The sequence below is a fragment of the Belnapia sp. AC561 genome, from assembly GCF_979252845.1.
The window spans coordinates 41417-62644 of sequence record NZ_CEEDBP010000007.1 but is presented as its reverse complement, the minus strand read 5'-3'; the positions used below and the strand labels follow the sequence as shown (position 1 = coordinate 62644).

The 21228-nt window shown below is 68.1% G+C and carries 20 protein-coding genes; 15 read left to right on the top strand and 5 right to left on the bottom strand.

Going from position 1 to position 21228, the window contains the following annotated elements:
* Position 1: 1 nt before the first annotated feature.
* Entirely contained in the window at positions 2-1615 is a 1614-nt protein-coding gene (locus AC0IW9_RS08030) for an ABC transporter substrate-binding protein (RefSeq protein WP_471647702.1), read from the bottom strand.
* Between the two features lie 56 nt (positions 1616-1671).
* Positions 1672-2433: an SDR family oxidoreductase gene (locus tag AC0IW9_RS08025; protein ID WP_471647701.1), complete on the bottom strand. Its 762-nt coding sequence runs from the start codon at positions 2431-2433 to the stop codon at positions 1672-1674.
* A gap of 64 nt (positions 2434-2497) precedes the next feature.
* Between AC0IW9_RS08025 and AC0IW9_RS08020 the strand changes: the two genes are divergently transcribed.
* The 14 genes from AC0IW9_RS08020 (at position 2498) to AC0IW9_RS07955 (ending at position 17449) form a co-directional block, all read left to right on the top strand.
* On the top strand, positions 2498-4495 hold the full coding sequence (locus AC0IW9_RS08020) for a hydantoinase/oxoprolinase family protein (RefSeq protein WP_471647700.1): 1998 nt from the start codon (positions 2498-2500) through the stop codon (positions 4493-4495).
* A complete protein-coding gene (locus AC0IW9_RS08015) occupies positions 4492-6072 on the top strand; it encodes a hydantoinase B/oxoprolinase family protein (protein ID WP_471647699.1) in 1581 nt (526 codons plus the stop codon). The genes AC0IW9_RS08020 and AC0IW9_RS08015 overlap by 4 nt, the downstream gene beginning before the upstream one ends.
* Positions 6073-6193: 121 nt before the next feature.
* Positions 6194-6616: a cupin domain-containing protein gene (locus AC0IW9_RS08010; protein ID WP_471647698.1), complete on the top strand. Its 423-nt coding sequence runs from the start codon at positions 6194-6196 to the stop codon at positions 6614-6616.
* A 74-nt stretch (positions 6617-6690) separates the two neighbouring features.
* The gene (locus AC0IW9_RS08005; RefSeq protein ID WP_471647697.1) at positions 6691-7914 is read left to right on the top strand and encodes an ABC transporter substrate-binding protein; all 1224 of its coding nucleotides are present in this window, start codon (positions 6691-6693) and stop codon (positions 7912-7914) included.
* A gap of 68 nt (positions 7915-7982) precedes the next feature.
* Positions 7983-9503, top strand: a complete 1521-nt coding sequence (gene glpD, locus AC0IW9_RS08000; RefSeq protein ID WP_471647836.1) for a glycerol-3-phosphate dehydrogenase — start codon at positions 7983-7985, stop codon at positions 9501-9503.
* 135 nt (positions 9504-9638) lie between these two features.
* Positions 9639-9977 (top strand): FAD-dependent monooxygenase, encoded by a 339-nt coding sequence (locus tag AC0IW9_RS07995; RefSeq protein ID WP_471647696.1) that lies wholly within the window; start codon positions 9639-9641, stop codon positions 9975-9977.
* A gap of 105 nt (positions 9978-10082) precedes the next feature.
* Positions 10083-10970: an amidohydrolase family protein gene (locus AC0IW9_RS07990; RefSeq protein ID WP_471647695.1), complete on the top strand. Its 888-nt coding sequence runs from the start codon at positions 10083-10085 to the stop codon at positions 10968-10970.
* 14 nt (positions 10971-10984) lie between these two features.
* Positions 10985-11842, top strand: coding sequence for an NAD(P)-dependent oxidoreductase (locus tag AC0IW9_RS07985; protein ID WP_471647694.1), 858 nt, complete (start codon positions 10985-10987; stop codon positions 11840-11842).
* A 95-nt stretch (positions 11843-11937) separates the two neighbouring features.
* Entirely contained in the window at positions 11938-12852 is a 915-nt protein-coding gene (locus tag AC0IW9_RS07980; protein ID WP_471647693.1) for a dioxygenase family protein, read from the top strand.
* Positions 12853-12889: 37 nt separating this feature from the next.
* Positions 12890-14155, top strand: coding sequence for an amino acid ABC transporter substrate-binding protein (locus tag AC0IW9_RS07975; protein ID WP_471647692.1), 1266 nt, complete (start codon positions 12890-12892; stop codon positions 14153-14155).
* Between the two features lie 4 nt (positions 14156-14159).
* Complete coding sequence (locus AC0IW9_RS07970) at positions 14160-15041, top strand: branched-chain amino acid ABC transporter permease (RefSeq protein WP_471647691.1); 882 nt, start codon at positions 14160-14162, stop codon at positions 15039-15041.
* On the top strand, positions 15038-16012 hold the full coding sequence (locus AC0IW9_RS07965) for a branched-chain amino acid ABC transporter permease (RefSeq protein ID WP_471647690.1): 975 nt from the start codon (positions 15038-15040) through the stop codon (positions 16010-16012). Before AC0IW9_RS07970 ends, AC0IW9_RS07965 begins: the two co-directional genes overlap by 4 nt.
* Positions 16009-16728, top strand: coding sequence for an ABC transporter ATP-binding protein (locus AC0IW9_RS07960; RefSeq protein WP_471647689.1), 720 nt, complete (start codon positions 16009-16011; stop codon positions 16726-16728). Before AC0IW9_RS07965 ends, AC0IW9_RS07960 begins: the two co-directional genes overlap by 4 nt.
* Positions 16715-17449: an ABC transporter ATP-binding protein gene (locus tag AC0IW9_RS07955; protein WP_471647688.1), complete on the top strand. Its 735-nt coding sequence runs from the start codon at positions 16715-16717 to the stop codon at positions 17447-17449. The genes AC0IW9_RS07960 and AC0IW9_RS07955 overlap by 14 nt, the downstream gene beginning before the upstream one ends.
* A gap of 3 nt (positions 17450-17452) precedes the next feature.
* On the opposite strand, the gene AC0IW9_RS07950 is transcribed toward AC0IW9_RS07955, so the two are convergent.
* From AC0IW9_RS07950 to AC0IW9_RS07940, 3 genes are all read right to left on the bottom strand, one after another.
* Entirely contained in the window at positions 17453-17803 is a 351-nt protein-coding gene (locus AC0IW9_RS07950; RefSeq protein WP_471647687.1) for a DUF2237 family protein, read from the bottom strand.
* Between the two features lie 62 nt (positions 17804-17865).
* On the bottom strand, positions 17866-19461 hold the full coding sequence (locus AC0IW9_RS07945) for a phosphoenolpyruvate carboxykinase (RefSeq protein ID WP_471647686.1): 1596 nt from the start codon (positions 19459-19461) through the stop codon (positions 17866-17868).
* 150 nt (positions 19462-19611) lie between these two features.
* On the bottom strand, positions 19612-20334 hold the full coding sequence (locus AC0IW9_RS07940; RefSeq protein WP_471647685.1) for a HugZ family pyridoxamine 5'-phosphate oxidase: 723 nt from the start codon (positions 20332-20334) through the stop codon (positions 19612-19614).
* A 121-nt stretch (positions 20335-20455) separates the two neighbouring features.
* On the opposite strand from AC0IW9_RS07940, the gene AC0IW9_RS07935 reads away from it, so the two are divergent.
* Positions 20456-21157, top strand: a complete 702-nt coding sequence (locus tag AC0IW9_RS07935) for a response regulator transcription factor (protein ID WP_471647684.1) — start codon at positions 20456-20458, stop codon at positions 21155-21157.
* Positions 21158-21228: the final 71 nt, after the last annotated feature.

The window sequence follows — 21228 nt, the reverse complement described above, 5'->3', positions numbered from 1 at the left end:
CTCAGCCGCGCACGAGGTCGCGGAAGTCGATCTGTCGGTAGTACCAATAGGTATAGCCGGAGATGGTCGGCGCCATGATGGCCTCATGGTTCGGCTGCCACAGCAGCACCTCGGGCATCTCCTCGGCCAGGATGGCGATCATCCGAATGCAGGCGGCGTCGTATTTCGTCTTGTCCAGCTCGAACTGCGCCGCCTCGGTCAGCTTGTTCAGCTCCGGATGGTTGAAATTGCTGAAGTTCCAGCGCTGGTCGCGGGTGAAATAGAGGCGGAGGAAGTAATCCGGCTCCGGCAGCCAGGCCGTCGCGCCATCGATGAACATCGGCAGGCGCTTCTCCGCCTGCAGCGTGTTGAACTGGGAGTCCGGCATTTTCTGGATCTCGACCTCGATGCCGATCTTTGCCAGCGCTTCCTTGAGCAGCGCCGCCACCGGCTCGTTCGTCGCGGCAAGGCCGGCGCTGAAGGAGAAGGTCGTCTTGAATCCATTGGGGAAGCCGGCTTCGGTCAGCAGTGCCTTGGCCGCGGCGAGGTCGGTCTTCACGGGCATCGGCTGCGGGAAGGCCGGCGTCGGCGGCGAACCCGACCAGGTGCCACCATAGAGTCGCGCGCCGCGGCCGAAGATGGAGGCCTGGAACATGTCCTCATAGGGCAGCGCTGCAGCGACCGCGCGGCGGACCTTGGCATTGTCGAAAGGCGCCATCCGGTTGTTGAAGGCCAGATGGGTGAAGCCGTTGGTGATCGGTACGGAGAAGATCTTCACCTTGCCGCGTTGCTGCAGGCCGGGGATATCGCTTGCCGACAAGTCGATCGACAGGTCGGCATCGCCGCGCTCGATCAGGTTGGCCCGGGTCGCCGCCTCCGGCACGGTCTGGCAGATGATCCGACGGAAGAAGGGCAGCTTGCCGTCCACGCCGCATTTCCAGGCCTCGTTCCGCCGCAGCACGACCTGTTCGCCGGGCTTGAAGGTCTCGACCGTATAGGCGCCGCCGCCGGCGGTGTTCTCCCGCATCCAGACCTGCGCCCAGGGGTCTTCCGGCGTCGCGTGCTTCTTCGCCAGGGTGCTGTTGATCATGATGGCGTAGGGCACGCAAAGGTCCATCAGGGTGAGCCGGTCTGGCTTGTCGATGGTGACCTGCACCGTCATCGGGTCGATGATGGTGAATTGCTCGGGGCTGGTCAGCGAGCCGATCTGCAACTGCGCCTTGGCCAAGGAATTGGCGGTGACGTGCCGGTCAAGCGACCACTTCACGTCGGCCGCCGTTACCGGGCTGCCGTCGTGCCACTTGGCGTCACGGCGCAGCTTGAAGGTGAACTTCAACCCATCGGGGCTGACCGTATAGCTCTCGGCGAGTTCGCCACGGATATTCGCCTGATCGAAGACGAAGCCGCCGGGCACCGGTTTGCGCCCGAAGGCGACCAGCCGATCATAGGTATGCATCGAAAGGCCGAAGGCCTCGCGCGTTGAACCGGGCATGGTGAGATCGAGCGTGTTGATCGTGTTGCCGGTGACCTGCCGCAGGGTCTCGGCCCGGCTTTGCGCCGTGGCTTCCTCACTGCCCAGGGTCGCAGCCGCCAAGGCAGCCGAGCCCGCGAACATATCCCGACGCGTGATCTTCATCCCGATTGCCCCCAGGCTCAGCCGCCTGATGGCTTGCAAGGCCCGTACCAGCGGTTTCAGGCCGCGAGCCACCCGCCATCGACCGCCAGCGTGGTGCCGGTGGTGAAAGCGGCGGCATCGCTGGCCAGGAACAAGGCAGCCTGCGCGACATCCTCGGCCCGGCCGAAGCGCCCCATGGCGTGCCGGGCGCGGGAGGTTGCCATCAGCGGTTCCGGCTCGGCATGGCGGGCGAAGCTGCGGCGCAGCAGCGGCGTATCGATGGCACCGGGCACCAGCGCATTCACCCGGATGCCGTCGCCGACGAAATCCAGCGCCATGGTCCGGGTCAGGCTGAGGATGGCGCCCTTGGCGGCGATATAGGCGCTATTGCCCCGACCGCCGGCCAGGGCGAGCTGCGAGGCCGTGGTGACGATGGCGCCGCCACCCTGGCGTTGCATGGCCGGCACCACCGCCCGTGCCCAAAGCCAGGTGCCGCCGACATTGGCGCGGAAGACCGCATCCCAATCGGCTGGGGCGGTGGTCAGCACCGTGCCGCCACAGGAGAAACCGGCGAAGGCACAAAGCACGTCGACCCGGCCGAAGCGGGCCAGGGCAGCGGCGGCATCGCGGTCGGCAGTGCCAGGCTCACCCACATCCGAGACGAGCAACAGGGCTTCTCCGCCTGCTTCGGTGACCAAGGCGGCGGTGGCTTCGGCTCCCGCGGCATCACGGTCGACGATGACGATCCGGGCGCCTTCCTGGGCGAATAGCACGGCACTGGCTTGGCCGAGGCCGGAGCCACCACCGGTGATGACCGCCACCTTGTCCTGCAAACGCATCAGCTTTCTCCTTCGGGTGGCACGGCCCATGCACGGTCCGGGCCGCAGCGAAGGTGGACAGTGGATGGCGGGTTGGCAGGTCGGGATCGATATCGGCGGGACCTTCACGGATATCGTCGCCACGCTTGGGACGGCGTTCCGCACCGCCAAGGTGCCGTCACACGCGGTGGATCCGGTGGGCAGCATCGCCGCGGCGCTGGCCGCCATCGGGGTGGCGCCGGGGGAGATCGGCGACTTGGTGCATGGCACCACGCGGGTGACGAACGCCATCGTCGAGGGGCGGCTGGAGCCGGTGGCGCTGCTGGCGACCGAGGGCTTCGAGGATATCGTCGAGATTGGCCGCCAGAGCCGCCGCGACCTCTACCGGCTGGAGGTGCCGCCGAAGCCGGTGCCGCTGGTCCCGCGCGGGCGGCGCATCGCGGTCGCCGAGCGCATGGCGCATGACGGCAGCGTGCTGCGGCCGCTGGAGGATATCGAGGCGGCGGTCGATGCGGCGCTGGCGACCGGCGTGCGTTCCATCGCCATCGCTTTGCTGCATGCCTATGCCAATCCGGCGCATGAGGCGGCGCTGGCCGCGCGGCTACGCGGGCGGGTGCCCTATCTCTCGCTCTCGCACCAGGTCAATCCCGAGGCGCGGGAGTATGAGCGCACGGTGGCGACCGTGCTGAATGCCGCGGTGATGCCGCTGGCGGCGGAATACCTGGCGCAATTGCGGGCGGAACTGCCGGCGACGGCACGGCTGCATGTGATGCATTCGGCCGGCGGCATGGCCTCGCCCGAGGCGGCGTCGGAGCGACCCTTGCTGATGGCGCTGTCCGGCCCGGCGGCGGGGGTGGCCGCGGCGGCGGCGATCGCGCGGGAGGTGGGCGAGGCGGCCGTGCTCTCCTTCGACATGGGCGGCACCACGACCGACGTGGCGCTGATCCTCGAGGGCCGGGCCGAGATCACCGTGGATGCGAAGCTGGCCGACCAGCCGCTGCGCCAGCCCATGGTGGCGATCGAATCGATTGGAGCCGGGGGTGGCTCCATCGTGCAGCATGGGCCGTGCGGCATCGCCATCGGCCCGCGCAGCGCCGGGGCGGAACCGGGGCCGGCCTGCTACGGCCGGGGCGGGGCGGAACCGACGGTCTGCGATGCCAATGTCGTGCTGGGCTACCTCAATCCGCGGCGGAAGCTGGGGGCGACCATCACGCTGGACCCGGGACGGGCCGCAGCGGTCTTCGCGCCACTGGCGGACCGGCTGGGGGTGACGGTGGAGGCGCTGGCGCTCGGCGTGCTGCGGGTCGCCGATGCGACCATGGCGCGGGCTTTGAACAAGATCACGGTGGAACGCGGGGTCGATGGCCGCGGCGCCACATTGCTCGCCTTCGGCGGCATGGGGCCGATGCATGCGGCGGGGCTGGCAGCGACCTACGGCATGGGGCGGGTGCTGGTGCCGGCGGCCTCCTCCGCCTTCTCGGCGCTCGGCTGCGTCGCCGCCGAGATGAGCTATACCCAGCAGCGCACCCTGCGGCTGCCGGGCGAGGGCTTCGAGCCCGCCCGGCTGGCCGAGGCGCGAGCGGTGCTGGTCGCCGAATTGCGGGCGCCGCTACTGGCCCAGGGCGTGGCGTCCGAGGCCATGGTCATCGAGGAGACGGCGCTGGTGCGCTACCGCGGCCAGTCCTATGCGGTGGACGTGCCGCTGGACGGCGGCCTCGCCACAGGCGCTGCCCTGGGCGCCGCCTTCGAGGCGCGGCACCGGGCGATCTTCGGCTTCGCTTCCGGCGAGGCCTGGGAGGTGCTGGGGCTGCGGGTCGGCGCCAGCGTGCCGCGGGCGCTGCGCATCGCCCCGCCGGCCGTGGCGTCGCTGCCGCCGGCGCCGATCGCCACCGACCTGTGCTGGTTCGCGCCCGAGGCACCGGTGCCGACGCCGCGCTACGAGAGGGCCAGCCTGGCGGTGGCGCATCGTATTGCCGGGCCGGCCATCATCGAGGACGACTGGTCCACCATCGTCGTCCCGCCCGGCTGGTCCGCCACGCCGGATGCCGCCGGCCATATCCTGATGCTGCGGGAGACCCCATGAGCACGCTCGATCCCTTCCGGCTGGAAGTGCTGCGCCATGCGCTGGGCGCCATCGCCGAGGAGATGTCCTTCGTCGTCATGCGCTCGGCGCGTTCGCCGCTGCTGCGGGAGGCGGGGGACCTGTCCTCCGCGCTGACCGACGCGACCGGGGCTCTGGTGGCGCAGGGACGGGACATTCCGGTCCATCTCGGGGTGATGAGCTTCACCGTCGGCGCCTTTCTCCAGCGGGTACCGGCCGAACGGCTGCGGCCGGGCGATGTCTGGTTCACCAACCTGCCGGAGCTCGGCGGCAACCACCTGCCGGATGTGAAGGCGATCCGCCCCATTTTCGCCGAGGGACGCCTGCTCGGCTTCGCGGTCAGCCTGGCGCATTGGGCGGATATCGGTGGCGCCTGGCCGGGGTCCTATGTCGCGGCGGCGACCGAGAGCTTCCAGGAAGGCCTGCGCCTGCCGCCCTTCCGGCTGTTCACATCCGAGGGTCCGGATGCCGAGAAGATCGCCGTCGTCATGCACAATGTCCGCGGCCCGGCCGAGCGCGAGGGCGACATGCTGGCGCAAGTGGCGGCGACCGCTGCGGCGGAGAAGCGGCTGCTGGAATTATGCGCCGCGCATGGCAGCGCGACGGTGGAAGCCGCCATGGCCGCGCTGCACGACAGGTCCGAAGCGGCGATGCGGGCGGCCATCGGCTCCCTGCCGCAGGGCGAGTTCCTGGGTGAGGATTTCCTCGACGACGACGGGCCGAGCGGCACGCCGGCAGCAGTGCGGGTCCGCATCACGGTGCGGCCGGATACCGCGACATTCGACTTCTCCGCAACGGATGATGCGCTAGTGGGACCACTGAACACCACGCCCTATGTCACGGCGGCGGCGGTCTATTATGCGATGAAGGCCATCGCCGGACCGGAGATCCAGCCCAATGGCGGCTGCTACCGGCCGTTGGAGGTGGTAGTACGGCCGGGCTCATTGCTCGACCCGCCGAAGGAACGTCCGCTGGTCGGCGGCAATCATGAAACCTCCCAGCGCCTGGTGGATGCGATTTTCCGCGCCTTCGCCGCCGCAATCCCGGAACGGCTTTCGGCCGGGGGCTCGACCACCGCGGGGCTGCTGATCTTCGGCGGGGCCGGCCGCGACGGGGCCTGGAAGACGCTGTACGAGCCGCATGGGGGTGGCGAGGGCGCCCGGCATGACCGTGCCGGCGTCGCTTCCACCCGGGTCCACCTGACCAATACCAACAATACCCCGGCCGAGATCATCGAGGCGGAGTTTCCCATTCGGGTGGAGCGGCATGGGCTGCGGCGCGGCTCGGGCGGGGCCGGCGTGCATGCCGGGGGCGAGGGGGCGGAGCGGGAATACCACGTGCTGGCGCCGGAGATGTCGCTGACCACGATGTTCGAGCGGCGGGTGATCCCGCCCTGGGGTCTGGCCGGCGGCGGGCCCGGGGCGCCCTTCCGTTGCGAGCTGCGCCGGCCAGACGGCAGCGCGGAGGAATTGCGTGGCAAGGCCAATCTGATGGTGCGGCAGGGTGACCGGGTGGTGCTGTCGACCAGCGGCGGCGGCGGCTATGGTGAGGCAGATTGAGCAAGGCCACAGGCCGGCCAGGTGCCGCCGGCCTTCCTCGCCATCCCTGAATCCTGCTTGCCCCCTGCCGCGCGGGGTGTAGCCTTCCCCCAGGTGCAGAGACACCAGAGGAGGATTTTCCATGGATGGCTCCGTTGCGGGCGCCTCGCGTCCGGAGATCAAGCTCAGCATTGCTACCAAGGCGAACACGCCCCTGGTGGCCGGGCGGCGCAAATTCTTCCGCTACCGCGACCTCGGCGTCTCCGCCGCAACCGGCGGCAAGCTGCGCGCCCAGGTGATGGAAGCCGTGACCGGCATGACCGAGCCGACCGGCTGGCATACCCACCAATGCGAGGCGCAGTTCGTCTACGTGCTGAAGGGCTGGGTCGAGCTGGAATTCGAGGATGGCACCCGGACACGCTCCGGCGTCGGCGATGCGATCCTCATCCCGGGCGGGATGAAGCACAACGAGATCGCCACCTCGGACGACGTGGAAATCCTCGAGCTTTCAATCCCCGGCGACATGGCGACTCAGCCCTGCGAGGCACCGCCCGGCATGGGCTGACGCCACCCGCCTTCGGCGGTGTCGCGCGGCGGCCGCGATGCCGTCGTGCCGCGGCCGCTGGGGGAGGACAAATAATGGATAGGAAAAGACGCGCCATCCTGGCGGCCGGGGCCGCCTGGGGGGCATTGCCCGTGCTCGGCCGTGCCCAGGCGGCGGGGACCATCCGGCTCGGCATCAGCACCGATATGGCGGGGCCCTATGGGGATCTGGCGGGGCCGGGATCGGTCGCCGGCGTACTCCAGGCGGTGCAGGACGCCGCCAGCCTGGGGCTGAAGGTGGAGATCGTCTCGGGCGACCACCAGAACCGGCCGGATGTCGCCTCCAACCTGGCCCGGCAGTGGTTCGACCGGGACGGGGTGGATGCCATCATCGATGTGCCCGGCAGCTCCGCCGGGCTGGCGGTGGCCGGTATTGCACGGGAGAAGAACAAGGTCTTCCTCGCCTCGGCGCCCGGGACGGCGGACCTTACCGGCACGCAATGCAGCCCGAATACGGTGCATTGGACCTACGACACCTGGATGTTGGCGAATTCCACCGGCGGGGCGCTGGTCAAGGCCGGCGGCGACAGCTGGTACTTCATCACGGTGGATTATGCCTTCGGGCACTCGGTGGAAGCCGAGACGACGCGCTTCGTCCAGGCCGCCGGCGGCAAGGTACTGGGCTCCTCCCGCTTTCCCTTTCCCGGCACGACGGATTTCTCGGCCTTCCTGCTGCGGGCCCAGGCCAGCCGGGCCAAGGTGGTGGCGCTGGGCTGCGGCGGCGCAGATATGATCAATGCGGTGAAGCAGGCGGCGGAATTCGGCCTGGCGCGGCGGGGCCAGCGGGTGGCGGCGCTGCTGATGTTCATCAGCGACGTGCATGCGCTGGGGCTGAGTGCGGCACAGGGCTCGGTCTGCTCGGAGACCTTTTACTGGGACCTGAACGACCGGACCCGGGCCTTCTCCGCCCGGATGCGGACCAACCACGGGATGGGGGCGCCGACCATGGTGCATGCGGGCTGCTATGCCTCCGTCCTGCATTACCTGAAGGCGGTGGCGGACATGGGTACGGCGGCGGCCAAGGCGGATGGCGCTGCGGCGGTCGCGCGGATGAAGGCCATGCCGGTGGACGACGACGCCTTCGGCCAGGGCCGCATCCGGGCCGATGGCCGCAAGCTGCACCCGGCCTTCCTGTTCGAGGTGAAGGCGCCGGCCGAAAGCCGCGGCCCCTACGACTATTACAAGCTGCTGGAGACGACGCCGGCAGAGCAGGCCTTCCGGCCGGAGGCCGAGGGGAATTGCCCGCTGGTGCGGAGTTGAAGACGGCATTCCGCTACACCTGAGGGTGGCGCGGTGTTATCGGAACCTGCCCGAGGAGCACCACGACCCTGGATACCGATCGCTACGATATCGCCATCATTGGCGGTGGGGTGAATGGCTGCGGCATCGCGCGTGATGCCGCGGGGCGGGGCTGGTCCGTCTTCCTTTGTGAAATGGGGGACCTGGGCGGCGCCACCTCCGCAGCCTCGACCAAGCTGGTGCATGGCGGGCTGCGCTATCTCGAGCACTACGAGTTCCGCCTGGTGCGCGAGGCCCTGATGGAGCGGGAGGTGCTCTGGGGCATCGCCCCGCATATCATCTGGCCGCTGCGCTTCGTGCTGCCGCATCACAAGGGACTGCGGCCGGCCTGGCTGCTGCGGCTGGGTCTTTTTCTCTACGACTACATCGGCGGGCGTAAGCGGCTGCCGGCGACCCGCACCCTGGACCTGCGGCAGGACCCCGCCGGGGCGCCGCTGCAGCCGCAATATACCCGCGGTTTCGAGTATTCCGATTGCTGGGTCGAGGACTCCCGGCTGGTGGTGCTGAATGCGCGGGATGCGGCCGATCGCGGGGCCATCATCCGGCCCCGCACCCGCTGCGTCGCCGCGACGCGGGAGGCGGATGGCTGGCGTCTGGAATTGTCGGATGGCAGCAGCCTCCGCGCCGGGGCGCTGGTGAATGCCGCGGGCCCCTGGGTGGGGGAGGTCCTGCGCGGGGTGCTGCGCCGGAATGCGCCTGCCCCGGTGCGGCTGGTCCAGGGCAGCCACATCGTCGTGCCGAAGCTGTTCGACCACGAGAAATGCTACATCTTCCAAGGCGGTGACCGCCGGATATTCTTCGCCATCCCCTATGAGCGGGACTTCACCCTCATCGGCACCACCGACCAGGATTACCACGGTGACCCGGGCGAGGCGCGCATCTCGGCTGATGAGGTCGCCTATCTCTGCGCCGGGGCCAGCGAGTATTTCAGCCGGCCCGTGACCCCCGACATGGTGGTCTGGTCCTATTCCGGGGTGCGGCCGCTATACGACGATGGCGCGACGGCGGCACAGGAGGCGACCCGCGATTACGTGCTGACCCTGGAGTCCGAGGCCGGTCCGCCGCTGCTCTCGGTCTTCGGCGGCAAGATCACCACCTCCCGTCGCCTTGCCGAGGATGCGTTGCGGCGGCTGGCACCGCATCTGTCGGCGCCGGCTGGGCTGGCGGCCGGCTGGACCGGGCGGCACCCCCTGCCGGGCGGCGACTTCCCGGTGGATGGCTTCGAGGCACTGGTCGCCGAAGCCCGCAAGCGCCACCCCTTCCTCGAGGCCGCGCATGCCCAGCGGCTGGTGCGGGCCTACGGCACCCGCGCGCTGGTGCTTCTGGCCGGTGCGACCAGTGCCGCCGATCTCGGCGAGGCCTTCGGCGCCGACCTGACCGAGGCTGAGCTGCGCTATCTCGCCAGCGCGGAATGGGCGACGACTGCCGAGGATGTGGTCTGGCGTCGTAGCAAGCTGGGTCTCCGCCTCACGCCGGCACAGGTCGCCGCGGTCGATGCAGCCCTGAAATCCGACGCGGTTTCCGCATTGCCGGTCGCCCCCGGCCTCTGACAGCATGCCCCCGTGGCGGGCTGACCCGCCCGGGGAGAACTGCGCGCATGCCTCGCGCCATCATCATCGGCGGTTCAGGCGGTGGGCTATTCGCCGCCAACATGCTGCGGCGCCAGGCCTGGCAGGTGGATATCCATGAGCGGGCGGCGGAGGGGCCTGCGACCGGCCGCCTTCGCCAAGCCGGTCGGCAAGTCCCGCCCCTACCTCGTGCAGCCGATCTACGATGTGGAATCGGCCCGCATCGGCTTCGGTCGCGTCGCCTTGCTGGGCGATGCCGCCTTCGTCGCCCGGCCAGACATTGGCGTCGGCGTGCTAAAATCCGGGCAGGATGCGACGGCACTGGCCCAGGCCCAGGCGCTGGGCGAGGGTGCGGATATCCCGGCCGCGCTCGACCGCTATGCCGCCGAGCGCATCCCGGCCGGGCTGCTTGCCATCCGCTACAGCCGCTGGCGGGATCCTTCATCGAAGGCCTGAGGATGACCCGGTGCTGGAGCTGACGCCGGAGCGGATCGTCGCATCCGGCGGCCGCCCCGCCGAGGGCCAGCCGCCCCTGCCGCCAGGCTTTTGAAGGAGTCCGCCATGCCGGAAGCGATCATCGACGCCCACCACCACATCTGGCGCCTGGCGGCGACGCCCTGGCTGCAGGGCCCGCCGGTGCCGCGCATCTTCGGCGACTACGCCGCGCTGCGCCACGACTACACGATCGAAGATTACCTCGCCGATGCCCAGCCGCAGGGCATGGCGCAATCCGTCTTCGTTCAGGCCAATGTCGCCCTGCGCGAGGAGGCCCGGGAGGTGGCGCTGGGTGCCGAGGCCGCTGCCCGTACCGGCTTCCCCCAGGCCGTCACCGCCTTCGCCGATCTCGGCGCGCCGGATGTAGGCGCGGCGCTGGAGGCCGTCATGGCCGCCGGCCGCGTCGTCGGTATCCGCCAGCAATTGCATTGGCACGCCAATCCTGCCTACCGCTTCGCCGCCACGCCGGATGCGATGGCGGCACCCGCCTGGCGAGCCGGGCTGGCGGAGGTGGAGCGGCGGGGCCTGCTGTTCGAGCTTCAGGTCTTCCCCGGCCAGATGGCGCATGCCCTGGCCTTGGTGCGGGCCTTTCCCGGGCTCACCTTCGTGCTGTTGCACGCCGGGATGCTGGAGGACCGCAGCCCTGCCGGCTGGGCCGAATGGCGGGCCGGGATGCAGGCGCTGGCCGGCTGCCCCAATCTGCTGGTGAAGCTCTCCGGCCTCGGCACCTTCCCGCGTGCCTGCTCGGTCGCGCTGTGGCAGCCGGTGGTGGAGGAAACGGTGGCGATCTTCGGTGCCGGGCGCTGCATGTTCGGCAGCAATTTCCCGATCGAGCGCCTATGGACCGACTATGCCACCATCGTCGCGGTCATGACCGAATGCCTCGCCGCAGCCTCGGCGGAGGAACGCCGTGCCATCTGGCATGATACGGCCGCCCGGGCCTATCGGCTGTGAACGGCAGGGTCGGGTTGATCGGCCTTGGCATCATGGGCCAGGCGATGGCCAATAACCTGCTGGCGGCCGGGTTCGAGGTCGTCGGCCATGACATCTCGGCCAAGGCCATGGCTGCCTTTCGCGGCACGCCCGCCGCTTCCGCCGCGGCCGTCGCCGCCGAGGTCATCCTCACCTCCCTGCCTTCGACCGCCGCGCTGAATGCCGTGGTCGCCGAGCTTGCCGCCAGCCCCCGCCCCGGCACCATCCTGGCAGAGACCAGCACCTTCCCGATCGCCGACAAGATCCGCGCCCGGGATACGCTGGCCGCTGCCGGGATCACCATGCTGGACTGCCCGCTCTCGGGGTCCGGGAGCCAAGCGAAGCTGCGGGACGTGCTGGTCTATGCCAGCGGGCCGCGCGAAGCCTATGACCGCTGCCTGCCGGTCTTCCGGGGCTTCTCCCGTGCGCCGCATCACCTCGGCGAATTCGGCAATGGCTCGAAGATGAAATTCGTCGCCAATCTGCTGGTGGCGATCCATACCGCCGCCGCCGGTGAGGCCTTCGCCTTGGCACGCAAGGCCGGGCTCGACCCCGCCCAGATGCTGGCGGTGGTGGCCGATGGTGCCGGCGGGTCGCGTGCCCTGCAGGTGCGCGGCGAGATGCTGGTGGCCGACCGCTATACCCCGGTGCAGACCATGCCACTCGACCTCTGGCGGAAGGACATGCGGGTCATCGCCGATTTCGCTGATGCGCTGGCCTGCCCGACGCCGGTTTTCGCCGCCACCGTCCCGCTGTTCAATGCCGCCATCGCCGGCGGCTTCGGTGCGGAGGATACCGCCGCCGTCTGTGCCGTGATCGAGGCCATGGCAGGATTGCCACGTGCTGGCGACTGAGTACTGATGATTGACCGGGCGCCCCGGAACCGCGCATCCTTTCCCCAATCGGCGGCAACAAGCAGCCAGACCCAGGGACAGGAACGGACGGGCCGATGCAGGACCTCGACCGGAATAGCGTGACCAATGAGGCATTGGCCCAGATGGCCAATACCCCCGACCCCCGCCTGCGAGAGATCATGGCCGCCGCCACGCGGCACCTGCACGACTTCGCGCGGGAGGTAAACCTCCAGCCCGACGAATGGCTCGCCGGCATCGCTTTCCTCACCGCCGTCGGCCAGGCCTGCACGCCCTTCCGCCAGGAATTCATCCTGCTGTCCGACGTGCTCGGCCTCTCCCGTCTGGTCAACGTGATGCATGATGCCGAGGGCCGCGAGGCCGCCGGCACCGAGACCAGCCTGCTCGGCCCCTTCTTCCGCGAGAAGGCCCCGGAATTCGCCGCCGGCGAAAGCATCGCCGTGCATGATACGCAGGGGGCCGAGGTGGTGATCTTCGGCCAGGTCACCGATGGCGAGGGCAAGCCGATCGCCGATGCCGAGATCGATATCTGGCAGACCAATGCCGCGGGGCTTTACGACCTTCAGGCGCGCGACGCGACGGTGATGGACATGCGCGGCCGCTTCCGGACGGATGCCGATGGCCGCTACCACATGCGCACGGTGAAGCCGGCTGGCTACAGCATCCCGATGGATGGGCCGGTTGGGAAGATGACCAGGCTGCAGAACCGGCACGGCTTCCGCCCAGCGCATATCCATGTGCTGGTCGCCGCCCCCGGCTACCGCGAGTTGGTCACCGCCCTGTATTTCGCCGATGACCCGAACATCGCCAGCGATACCGTCTTCGGTGTTTCCAAGTCGCTGGTGATCGCCGAGGCCATGGGCCTGGCCGGCTCGCCGATGCCGGCGCTGCCGGGCATCCACTACGATTTCCGGCTCTCGCGCGACACCGCCGAGGGCAGCGGCGGCCGGGTCGGCTCCGACCCATCGAGGCTGATGCCCGCTGCGGAGTAGCAAAAGCAAGAAGACGTGTTTGGGGAGGACAACAACAATGACAATGACAACCCGGCGGGAGCTGGGCCGCCTGGCCATTGCTGCCGCGGTCGGTGGTGCCGGTGCCGCCTTCCCAAGCTTCGCCCAGGGTACCAACCCGATCCGTATTGGCTACTCGATGTCGCTCTCGGGCGGCCTCGCCGGCAATGGCCGCGCAACGCAGCTGGCGCACCAGATATGGGCATCGGAGGTGAATGCCCGCGGCGGCATCCTCGGCCGGCCGGTGCAGATCGTCTTCTACGACGACCAGACCAATGGTGGGCAGGTGCCGGGCATCTATACGAAGCTGCTCGACGTGGACAAGGTGGACATCGTCACCTCCCCTTATGCCACCGCGATGATCGCCCCGGCCATGCCGGTGGTGATGCAGCGGAACATGACCTTCCTGACCATCTTCGGCGCCGGGGTGAATACCGCCTTCCAGTACAACCGCCACTTCAACATGAACGTGGTCGGCGACAACATGAAGGAGACCTATGCGCGCGGCTTCCTCGACGTCGCCGCCAAGCTGCCATCCCCACCCCGCAGCATCGCCATCCTCGCGGTGGACAACGACTTTGCCCAGCGGGCGGCGGAAAGCGCCCGCTTCCTGTCGAAGGAACGCGGCATCCGGGTGGTCTATGACCGGTCCTATCCGCCGAGCACGGTGGATTTCACCCCGACCATCCGTGCCATCGCGGCGACCCGGCCGGATGTGGTCTTCATCGCCTCCTACCCACCAGACTCGAATGCCATCCTGCGCGCGACCAGCGAATTGCGTTTCCAGCCGCAGATCTTCGGCGGCGGCATGGTCGGGCCACAGCTTGCCGCCTTCCAGCAGCAGCTCGGCCCCATCTTGAACAACCTGGTGAACTGGGACGTCTATTCACCCGAGCCCAGCATGCAATTCCCCGGCGTCGTCGCCTTCCTCGAGAAGTACCGGGAACTGGCGCCGCGCGAGCAGGCCGACCTGCTGGGCAATTACATTCCGCCTTATGCTTATGCGCAGATGCAGGTGCTGGAGCAGTCGCTGACCCGCGTGGGCAAGATCGACCAGGCAGCACTGGCGGCGGATATGCACGCGAGCACCTTCGAGACGATCGTCGGCCCGGTGAAATTCGGCGCCTCCGGCGAATGGGCGGAGGAGCGCAACCTTTTCGTGCAGTTCCAGAACATCCGCGACGGCGACCTCGAGAAATACAAGCGCGCCGGCACCAAGGTGATCCTGGCGCCCTCGCGCCTCGCCACCGGCACGCTCCAACACCCCTATGGCCCACCGGCCTGAGCGCATGGACCCCGATCTCGTCCTGCTGCTGAACGGCATCGTCAGTGGATTACTGCTCGGCGGGCTCTATGCCGCCGCAGCCTGCGGCCTCGCGGTGTCCTTCGGCATGCTCGATATCGTCAACATCGCCCATCCGGCGCTGATGGTGGCGGGCGGCTTCCTGGTGGTGGTGATCGGCACCGCGCTCGGCCTGGACCCGCTGCTGGTGGCGGTGCTGCTGGCGGTGCCGTTCTATCTGCTGGGTACCGGCATCTACACCGTCTACCACCACTTCTTCGAACGCCGCGGCGATGAGGCGCTGCAGGGCCTCGCCTTCTTCTTCGGCGTGATGTTCATCATCGAGGTCGGGTTGGTGATGGCCTTCGGGCCGGAGCAGCGCTTCCTCGACCCGCCCTATGCCTATGTCACCTGGCGCTTCGGCGAGATCGACGTGCCGCTGCGCATGCTGGTGCCCGGGCTGCTGGCGATGGCGGCGATCGGTGCGCTGTGGCTGTTCCTGCAACGCAGTTTTACGGGTCTCGCCATCGCCGCCGTCGCGCAGGATGCGGAAGCGCTGCGGCTGATGGCCATCGACCCGGTGCGGATCAAGCGCTTCGCCTTCGGCATCTCGATCGCGCTGGCCGCCGTCGCCGGCGGGGCGCTGGTGGTGGTGCAGCCGGTGGAGCCTTCTTCCGGCCAGGTCTTCATCGGGCGGGTCTTCGCCGTCTGCATCATGGGCGGCATGGGCAGCCTGCCTGGCTGTATCCTTGCGGCCTTCGTCTTCGGCGTGGTGGAAAATGTCACCGCCACCTTCTACGGCCCCTCCTGGTCGCCCGCGGTCGCTTTCGGCTGGCTGCTGCTGGTCCTCGCGGTGCGGCCGCAGGGCTTGTTCGGGAAAGCGGCATGAGCATCGCCATCACCGCCCCCATCGCGGCGCCGACCAGGGCACGGCGCGACCTGGTCTTCTGGCTCGGCGCGCTCGCCATCGGCGCCGGGCTCTTCCTCGGGCTGCGCGGCGTCGGCAACGACTATGCCTATTTTGCCGGCTACTTCATCCTGCAATACGTCGTGCTGGCCACCGCCTGGAACATCCTCGGCGGCTATGCCGGCTACGTGAATTTCGGCGCGGCCGGCTTCATGGCGGCGGGCGCCTATACCGCCATCGCGCTACGCAAGGCGACCGGGCTGGACCTGCTGCCGGGCATCGTCGCCGCAGGCTTCGTCGGAGCGCTGCTCGGGCTCGGCACCGGCTATCTCACCCTACGGCTGAAGGGGGTGTACTTCTCCATCGCCACCCTCTGCCTCGCGGTGGTGCTGCAGACCCTGGTGGTGAACTGGGACTACGTCGGCGGCTCGCGCGGCGCCTATATCATCCGGCCGCAGACCCTCGGCCCCTTCACCAGCTACGGCGAATTCCTGTTCGTCGTGATGCTGGTGCTGGCCATCGGCGCGGTCGGCATCGCCCGGGTGGTGGAGAATTCGCGGTTGGGGCGTGGCCTGCAGGCCATCCGCGACAACGAACGCGCGGCCGAGGCGGTCGGCGTGCCGACCCTGCGCCTGAAGCTGGTCGCCACCGCCTTGTGCGGCGCGCTGATGGCCATCGCCGGGGCGCCGCTACCCTATTACAGCGGTTACCTGAACCCGGAGGCCGCCTTCAGCCTGGCCTATGCGGTGAATGCCATCGCCATGCCGCTGATCGGCGGCGCCGGCACCTGGGCCGGGCCGGTCATCGGCGCGGTGCTGCTGGGTTCGATGCAGCAGGCAGCGACGGTGACGATCTCCTCGGCGCTGAATCTCTTCATCGTCGGCTGGATGCTGGTCATCTTTGTCGCCGTGGCGCCGCGCGGCATCCTCGGCTGGTTCAGGAAGCGGCGATGAGCGGCGAGGTGCTGCTCAAGGCCGAGGGCGTCGGCAAGCGCTTCGGCGGCTTCGTCGCCCTGCAGCAGGTCGATATCGAATTGCGCGCCGGCGAAAGGCTCGGCCTGATCGGGCCGAATGGCTCGGGAAAATCCACCTTCGTGAACTGCCTTGCCGGGGACTTTGCCGCGCATGACGGCAAGGTGACTCTGGGTGGCGCGGCGCTGGATGGGCTGAAGCCGCATCGCCGGGCGCGGCTCGGGCTGGCGCGGACCTTTCAGCTGCCGCAGCCCTTCGGCAGCCTCTCGGTGCTGGAGAATGTGCGGGTGCCGGTGCTGTTTGCCGGCCAGGCCCCCTCCGCCACCGTCCGCGCCATGGAATGCCTGGAACAGGTGGACATGGCCGGCAAGGCGGAATGCTTGCCGAAGGAACTCACCCAGGTGGAGCTGCGCCGGCTGGAACTGGCGCGTGCCATCGCCCTGAACCCGAAGCTGCTGATCGCCGACGAGGCGATGGCGGGCCTCTCCAATGCCGAGGTGGACCAGATCATCGCCCTGCTGTTCCGGCTCAACGCCGCCGGCACTGCCATCATCATGATCGAGCACATCATGCGGGCGGTGACCGCCTTCGCCGAGCGGCTGGTGGTCTTCGTCGCCGGCCGCAAGATCGCCGATGGGCCACCGCGCGAGGTGCTGGCGCTGCGGGACGTGGAGGATGCCTATCTTGGCCGGCAATAGTCTCGAGATTGCAGGCATCGATGCCGGCTACGGTGCCGTCCGCGTCCTGCAATCCGTCTCGCTCAGCATCCCGGCCGGGGCGACGGTGGTGCTGCTCGGCACCAACGGCAACGGCAAGACCACCTTGATGCGCAGCATCATGGGCCAGATCCGCCCGACCGCCGGCAGCATCCGCGCCACGCTCGATGGCACCACGGTGGACCTCGTCGGCAAATCGCCGGAGGAGGTGGTGGACCTCGGCATCGTGCTGGTGCCGGAGGGACGGCGGCTGTTTCCCCGCTTAAGTGTCGAGCAGAACCTGCGGCTTGGCGCCTACCGGGCCACCGCCCGGGCGGCGCTGCCGCAGAACCTGGCCCTGACCTACGAACTGTTTCCCCGCTTGGCCGAACGTCGCGCCCAGCTTGTCGGCAGTATGAGTGGCGGCGAACAGCAGATGGTGGCGCTCGGCCGTGCGTTGATGTCGGCGCCGCGCATCCTGCTGGTGGACGAGCCCTCGGTAGGGCTGGCGCCGATCCTGGTGGCACGGACCATGGAGATGATCGCCGAGATGAAATCCCGGCTCGGCCTGACGGTGCTGATGGCGGAGCAGAATTTTCATCAGGCGGTGCGGATCGCCGACCGTGGCTATGTCATCGTCCACGGGCATATCGAGTTCGAGGCGGAATCGGCCTCGGCCATGCATGAGAACGACCTGGTGCGGCAGATCTATCTCGGGCTGTAGCAGCTAGGCCTCGACGGCATGGGCCTTCAGGTGATGCAGCGCGCAAATTTCTAGCGCGGCGACATGAGTCGCTTCCAGCAGCACCCGCGGCGCCATGCCGGCCCGCCGGGCTTCCTCCCACCGCGCGGCACAGAGGCACCAGCGGTCCCTGGGACGCAGCCCGGGGAAGCCGTATTCCGGCATGGGTGTGCTGAGGTCGTTGCCCCGGGCCTGCGAGAAGCCCAGGAATTCGGCGGTTACCTCCACGCAGACCACATGCAGCCCGAGGTCGTCCGGCCCGGTGTTGCAGCAGCCGTCGCGGAAGAAGCCGGTCAGCGGCGCGACCGAGCAGGGCAGCAGAATCCCGCCCAGCACGTTGGTGGCCGGGGGTTGCCGCCCCGGCCCATCGCGTCGCGGCCCAAGCCCGCCGTCCGGCATCAGGCGGCGGCCCGGATCGCCGCTGCCAGCACTTCCTCGCTCACGCCACCGGAGAAGCCTTCGAAATTCTTCTCGAAGCGGGAGACGAGGTCGGCCGCGGTGCGGTCATAGGCAGACTTGTCGGCCCAGGTGTTGCGCGGGTTCAGCACCTCGGAGGGCACGCCCGGCAGCGCCTTGGGGATGGAGAGGCCGAAGAAGGGATCGGTCTCGAATTCCACCTTGGCCAGGCTGCCATCCAGCGCCGCGCGCAGCAGCGCCCGCGTGTGCTTGATGGACATGCGCTGGCCGGTGCCATAGGCGCCACCGGTCCAGCCGGTGTTGACCAGCCAGCAATCGGCGCCGTGCCGGTCGATCAGGTCCGACAGCAGCTTGCCGTAGACTTCCGGGTGCCGCGGCAGGAAGGGGGCGCCGAAGCAGGTGCTGAAGGTCGCCTGCGGCTCCTTGCCCAGGCCCTTCTCGGTGCCGGCGACGCGTGCCGTATAGCCCGAGAGGAAGTGGTACATGGCCTGCGCCGCCGAGAGCTTGGAGATCGGCGGCAGCACGCCGAAGGCATCCGCGGTCAGCATGACCACGTTCTTCGGCAGGCCAGCCCGGCCGCCCTTGGCGATGTTCGGGATGAACTCCAGCGGATAGCAGGCCCGGGTATTCTCGGTCAGCGAGCCGTCCTCGAGGTCGAGCTGGCCGCGGGCATCGCCCACCACATTTTCCAGCACGGCGCCGAAGCGGTGGCTGGCGTCCCAGATCTGTGGCTCGGCCTCACGCGAGAGGCGGATGACCTTGGCGTAGCAGCCGCCCTCGAAGTTGAAGACGCCGGTATCCGACCAGCCATGCTCGTCGTCGCCGATCAGGCTGCGCTCCGGGTCGGAGGACAGGGTGGTCTTGCCGGTGCCGGAAAGGCCGAAAAACAGTGCGGTATCGCCGGCCTTGCCGACATTGGCGCTGCAATGCATCGGCAGCACGCCCTTGGCCGGCAGCAGCCAGTTCATGACGGTGAAGATCGATTTCTTGATCTCGCCGGCATAGCTGGTGCCAGCGATCATGATCGTCTTCGCGGCGAAGGACAGTGCGATGCAGGTGGTGGTGCGGCAGCCGTCGACGGCCGGGTCGGCTTCGTATTCCGGCGCATGGAGGATGGTGAAGTCCGGCGCGAAGCCGGCCAATTCCTCGACCGGCGGGCGGATGAACATGTTGCGTGCGAACAGCGCATGCCAGGCATTGGTGGTGACCAGCCGCACGCGGATGCGATGCGCCGGATCGGCGCCGGCATAGAGATCCTGGGTGAAGAGCACCGGGCGGGCACCGAGCCAGGTCTCGACCTTGGACCGTAGGCCACGGAACTTCTCCGGCGCCATCGGCTGATTGATCTTGCCCCACCAGATCTGGTCGTGGACTTCCGGGTCGTCGACCACGAACTTGTCCTGCACGGAACGGCCGGTATGCACACCGGTCACCGCCATGAAGGCACCTTCGGCGGACAGACGACCCTCACCCCGACGCAGCGCATGCTCGTAGAGGCCGGCTGCAGTCAGATTGGCATGGACGGAATTGGCATTCGCCACCCCGGTTCCAGCGAGGGCGGTCTCAGGCGCTGACATGCAGATTCCTCCGGACAAAAAGCGAGCAGGGCGCCCAAGCAACTGGCGCGGCCCTCAAGGCTGAGCGCAATTCGGATAACGAGACGGCCAAATTACGGCGCGCCCCCCTGTGGGTCAACGCGTGCCACCGCACATTGATGACATTGCGCTTCAACCGAGACGAGATCGCGCTTCGCGTGCTGCCCGTACCAGTTCCGACCGGATCCCTCCCGGTTCCGTGACGGGTGAAGTGAAGGCCAGGCGCAGCACCATCTCTCCGGCCGATAAGTCGGCGCCGTCCACGTCCACGGCGGCCATCCGCCAGTCGCCGGCGGGACCACCCAACAGACCGGTGGCGATCGCGGCAATGGCATCCGCATGGTCGGCGTTCACATGGCCGATAACATCATCTGCCGCTGCGGCAATGGCTGCGGCTGCGGCGTCGTCCGGCAATAACTCCAGCAGCTTGATCCTGTTGGCCCGGGCAAAGCCGCCGACAAGAAGGGCTCCGCCAAGCTCCAGGCGCCAAAGGGAGAAGTCGCCGAAATCGGCATAGAAGGCCGCATAGGGATGCTTTGCCAGCCATCGGGCCTTCAGCCTAGGGACCTGGGAGGCCGGGACCTCGGAAGCCAGACCGGTCAGGGTGAGGCGAGGGGAGGTTTGCGGATTGGCGCTCTCTGCCGAACCGGACAGCAGCAGGGCGCAACGGGGATCGGCGCGCAACTGACGCGTATGCTCGGACAAGGATGACAGCAGCATCAGGGGCGTGAAATCGGCACCAAAGGCCGGCGTTACCAGGCTGACAAAGGGCTGCCCACCCGATTGGGTCGCCAGGCTTGCCACCGACGCCGCCCGGGCCAGGCATCGCGCCGCAAATCCCAGGTTTTCGCTCACGATCTATGTCCCGTCCGGGTTGTGCCACATTACCGTGCCATATGGGCCGTACCATATGCCGTACGAGATAGTCCCAATGAAGGCCGGTCCCTTATCCTTGAGACCGGCGGAGACCTGACCAATGGCTGCCACGATCGCCCTGGTAGATGACGACCGTAACATCCTGACTTCCGTCTCCATGACCTTGGAGCAGGAGGGCTTCACCGTCCGCACCTACACGGATGGAGAAAGTGCCCTGCAAGGGCTTCTTGCCAAGCCAGCGGACCTGGCCGTGCTGGATATCAAGATGCCGCGCATGGACGGGATGGAGTTGCTGCAACGCCTGAGGCAGCGAAGCGCCATGCCGGTGGTATTCCTGACCAGCAAGGACGAGGAGGTGGATGAGCTGATGGGTCTTCGCCTCGGTGCGGATGATTACATCACCAAGCCTTTCAGCCAGCGCCTCCTGCTCGAGCGAATCCGTGCCTTGCTGCGGCGCAACGAGGCGTCTCGTGCCGAGGGCAGTGGCAGTCCGGCCGGTGGCGTGCTGGTCCGTGGCGATCTGGTCCTCGATGAGACGAAGCATACCTGCGTTTGGAAGGGCACGGACATCCAGTTGACGGTAACCGAATTCCTGCTGGTGAAAGCCATGGCCCTGCGGCCTGGAATGGTGAAGAACCGTGATCAGCTGATCGACGCAGCCTATGGCGAAAATATCTATGTCGATGATCGGACCATCGACAGCCATGTGAAGCGGGTGCGCAAGAAGTTCCGGCAGGCTGACGGAGAATTTGCGCAGATCGAAACGCTGTATGGCATCGGTTATCGATACAAAGAAAGCTGAATATTCTTTTGGTGGGCCAAAAAAGGGAAAGTGTTCGATACTCTTAAAGCGGTGCTAAGTGGGCAATACGG

Bases quoted from the DNA above. Each gene is read 5' to 3' on its own strand.
- AC0IW9_RS07935 (WP_471647684.1), top strand. From the start codon at position 20,456: ATGGCTGCCACGATCGCCCTGGTAGATGACGACCGTAACATCCTGACT.
- AC0IW9_RS07990 (WP_471647695.1), top strand. From the start codon at position 10,083: ATGCCGGAAGCGATCATCGACGCCCACCACCACATCTGGCGCCTGGCG.
- AC0IW9_RS08005 (WP_471647697.1), top strand. From the start codon at position 6,691: ATGGATAGGAAAAGACGCGCCATCCTGGCGGCCGGGGCCGCCTGGGGG.
- AC0IW9_RS07960 (WP_471647689.1), top strand. From the start codon at position 16,009: ATGAGCGGCGAGGTGCTGCTCAAGGCCGAGGGCGTCGGCAAGCGCTTC.
- AC0IW9_RS08015 (WP_471647699.1), top strand. From the start codon at position 4,492: ATGAGCACGCTCGATCCCTTCCGGCTGGAAGTGCTGCGCCATGCGCTG.
- AC0IW9_RS08020 (WP_471647700.1), top strand. From the start codon at position 2,498: ATGGCGGGTTGGCAGGTCGGGATCGATATCGGCGGGACCTTCACGGAT.
- AC0IW9_RS07945 (WP_471647686.1), bottom strand. From the start codon at position 19,461: ATGTCAGCGCCTGAGACCGCCCTCGCTGGAACCGGGGTGGCGAATGCC.
- AC0IW9_RS07995 (WP_471647696.1), top strand. From the start codon at position 9,639: ATGAGCGGGCGGCGGAGGGGCCTGCGACCGGCCGCCTTCGCCAAGCCG.
- AC0IW9_RS07970 (WP_471647691.1), top strand. From the start codon at position 14,160: ATGGACCCCGATCTCGTCCTGCTGCTGAACGGCATCGTCAGTGGATTA.
- AC0IW9_RS07980 (WP_471647693.1), top strand. From the start codon at position 11,938: ATGCAGGACCTCGACCGGAATAGCGTGACCAATGAGGCATTGGCCCAG.
- AC0IW9_RS08025 (WP_471647701.1), bottom strand. From the start codon at position 2,433: ATGCGTTTGCAGGACAAGGTGGCGGTCATCACCGGTGGTGGCTCCGGC.
- AC0IW9_RS07975 (WP_471647692.1), top strand. From the start codon at position 12,890: ATGACAATGACAACCCGGCGGGAGCTGGGCCGCCTGGCCATTGCTGCC.
- AC0IW9_RS07965 (WP_471647690.1), top strand. From the start codon at position 15,038: ATGAGCATCGCCATCACCGCCCCCATCGCGGCGCCGACCAGGGCACGG.
- AC0IW9_RS08010 (WP_471647698.1), top strand. From the start codon at position 6,194: ATGGATGGCTCCGTTGCGGGCGCCTCGCGTCCGGAGATCAAGCTCAGC.
- AC0IW9_RS08030 (WP_471647702.1), bottom strand. From the start codon at position 1,615: ATGAAGATCACGCGTCGGGATATGTTCGCGGGCTCGGCTGCCTTGGCG.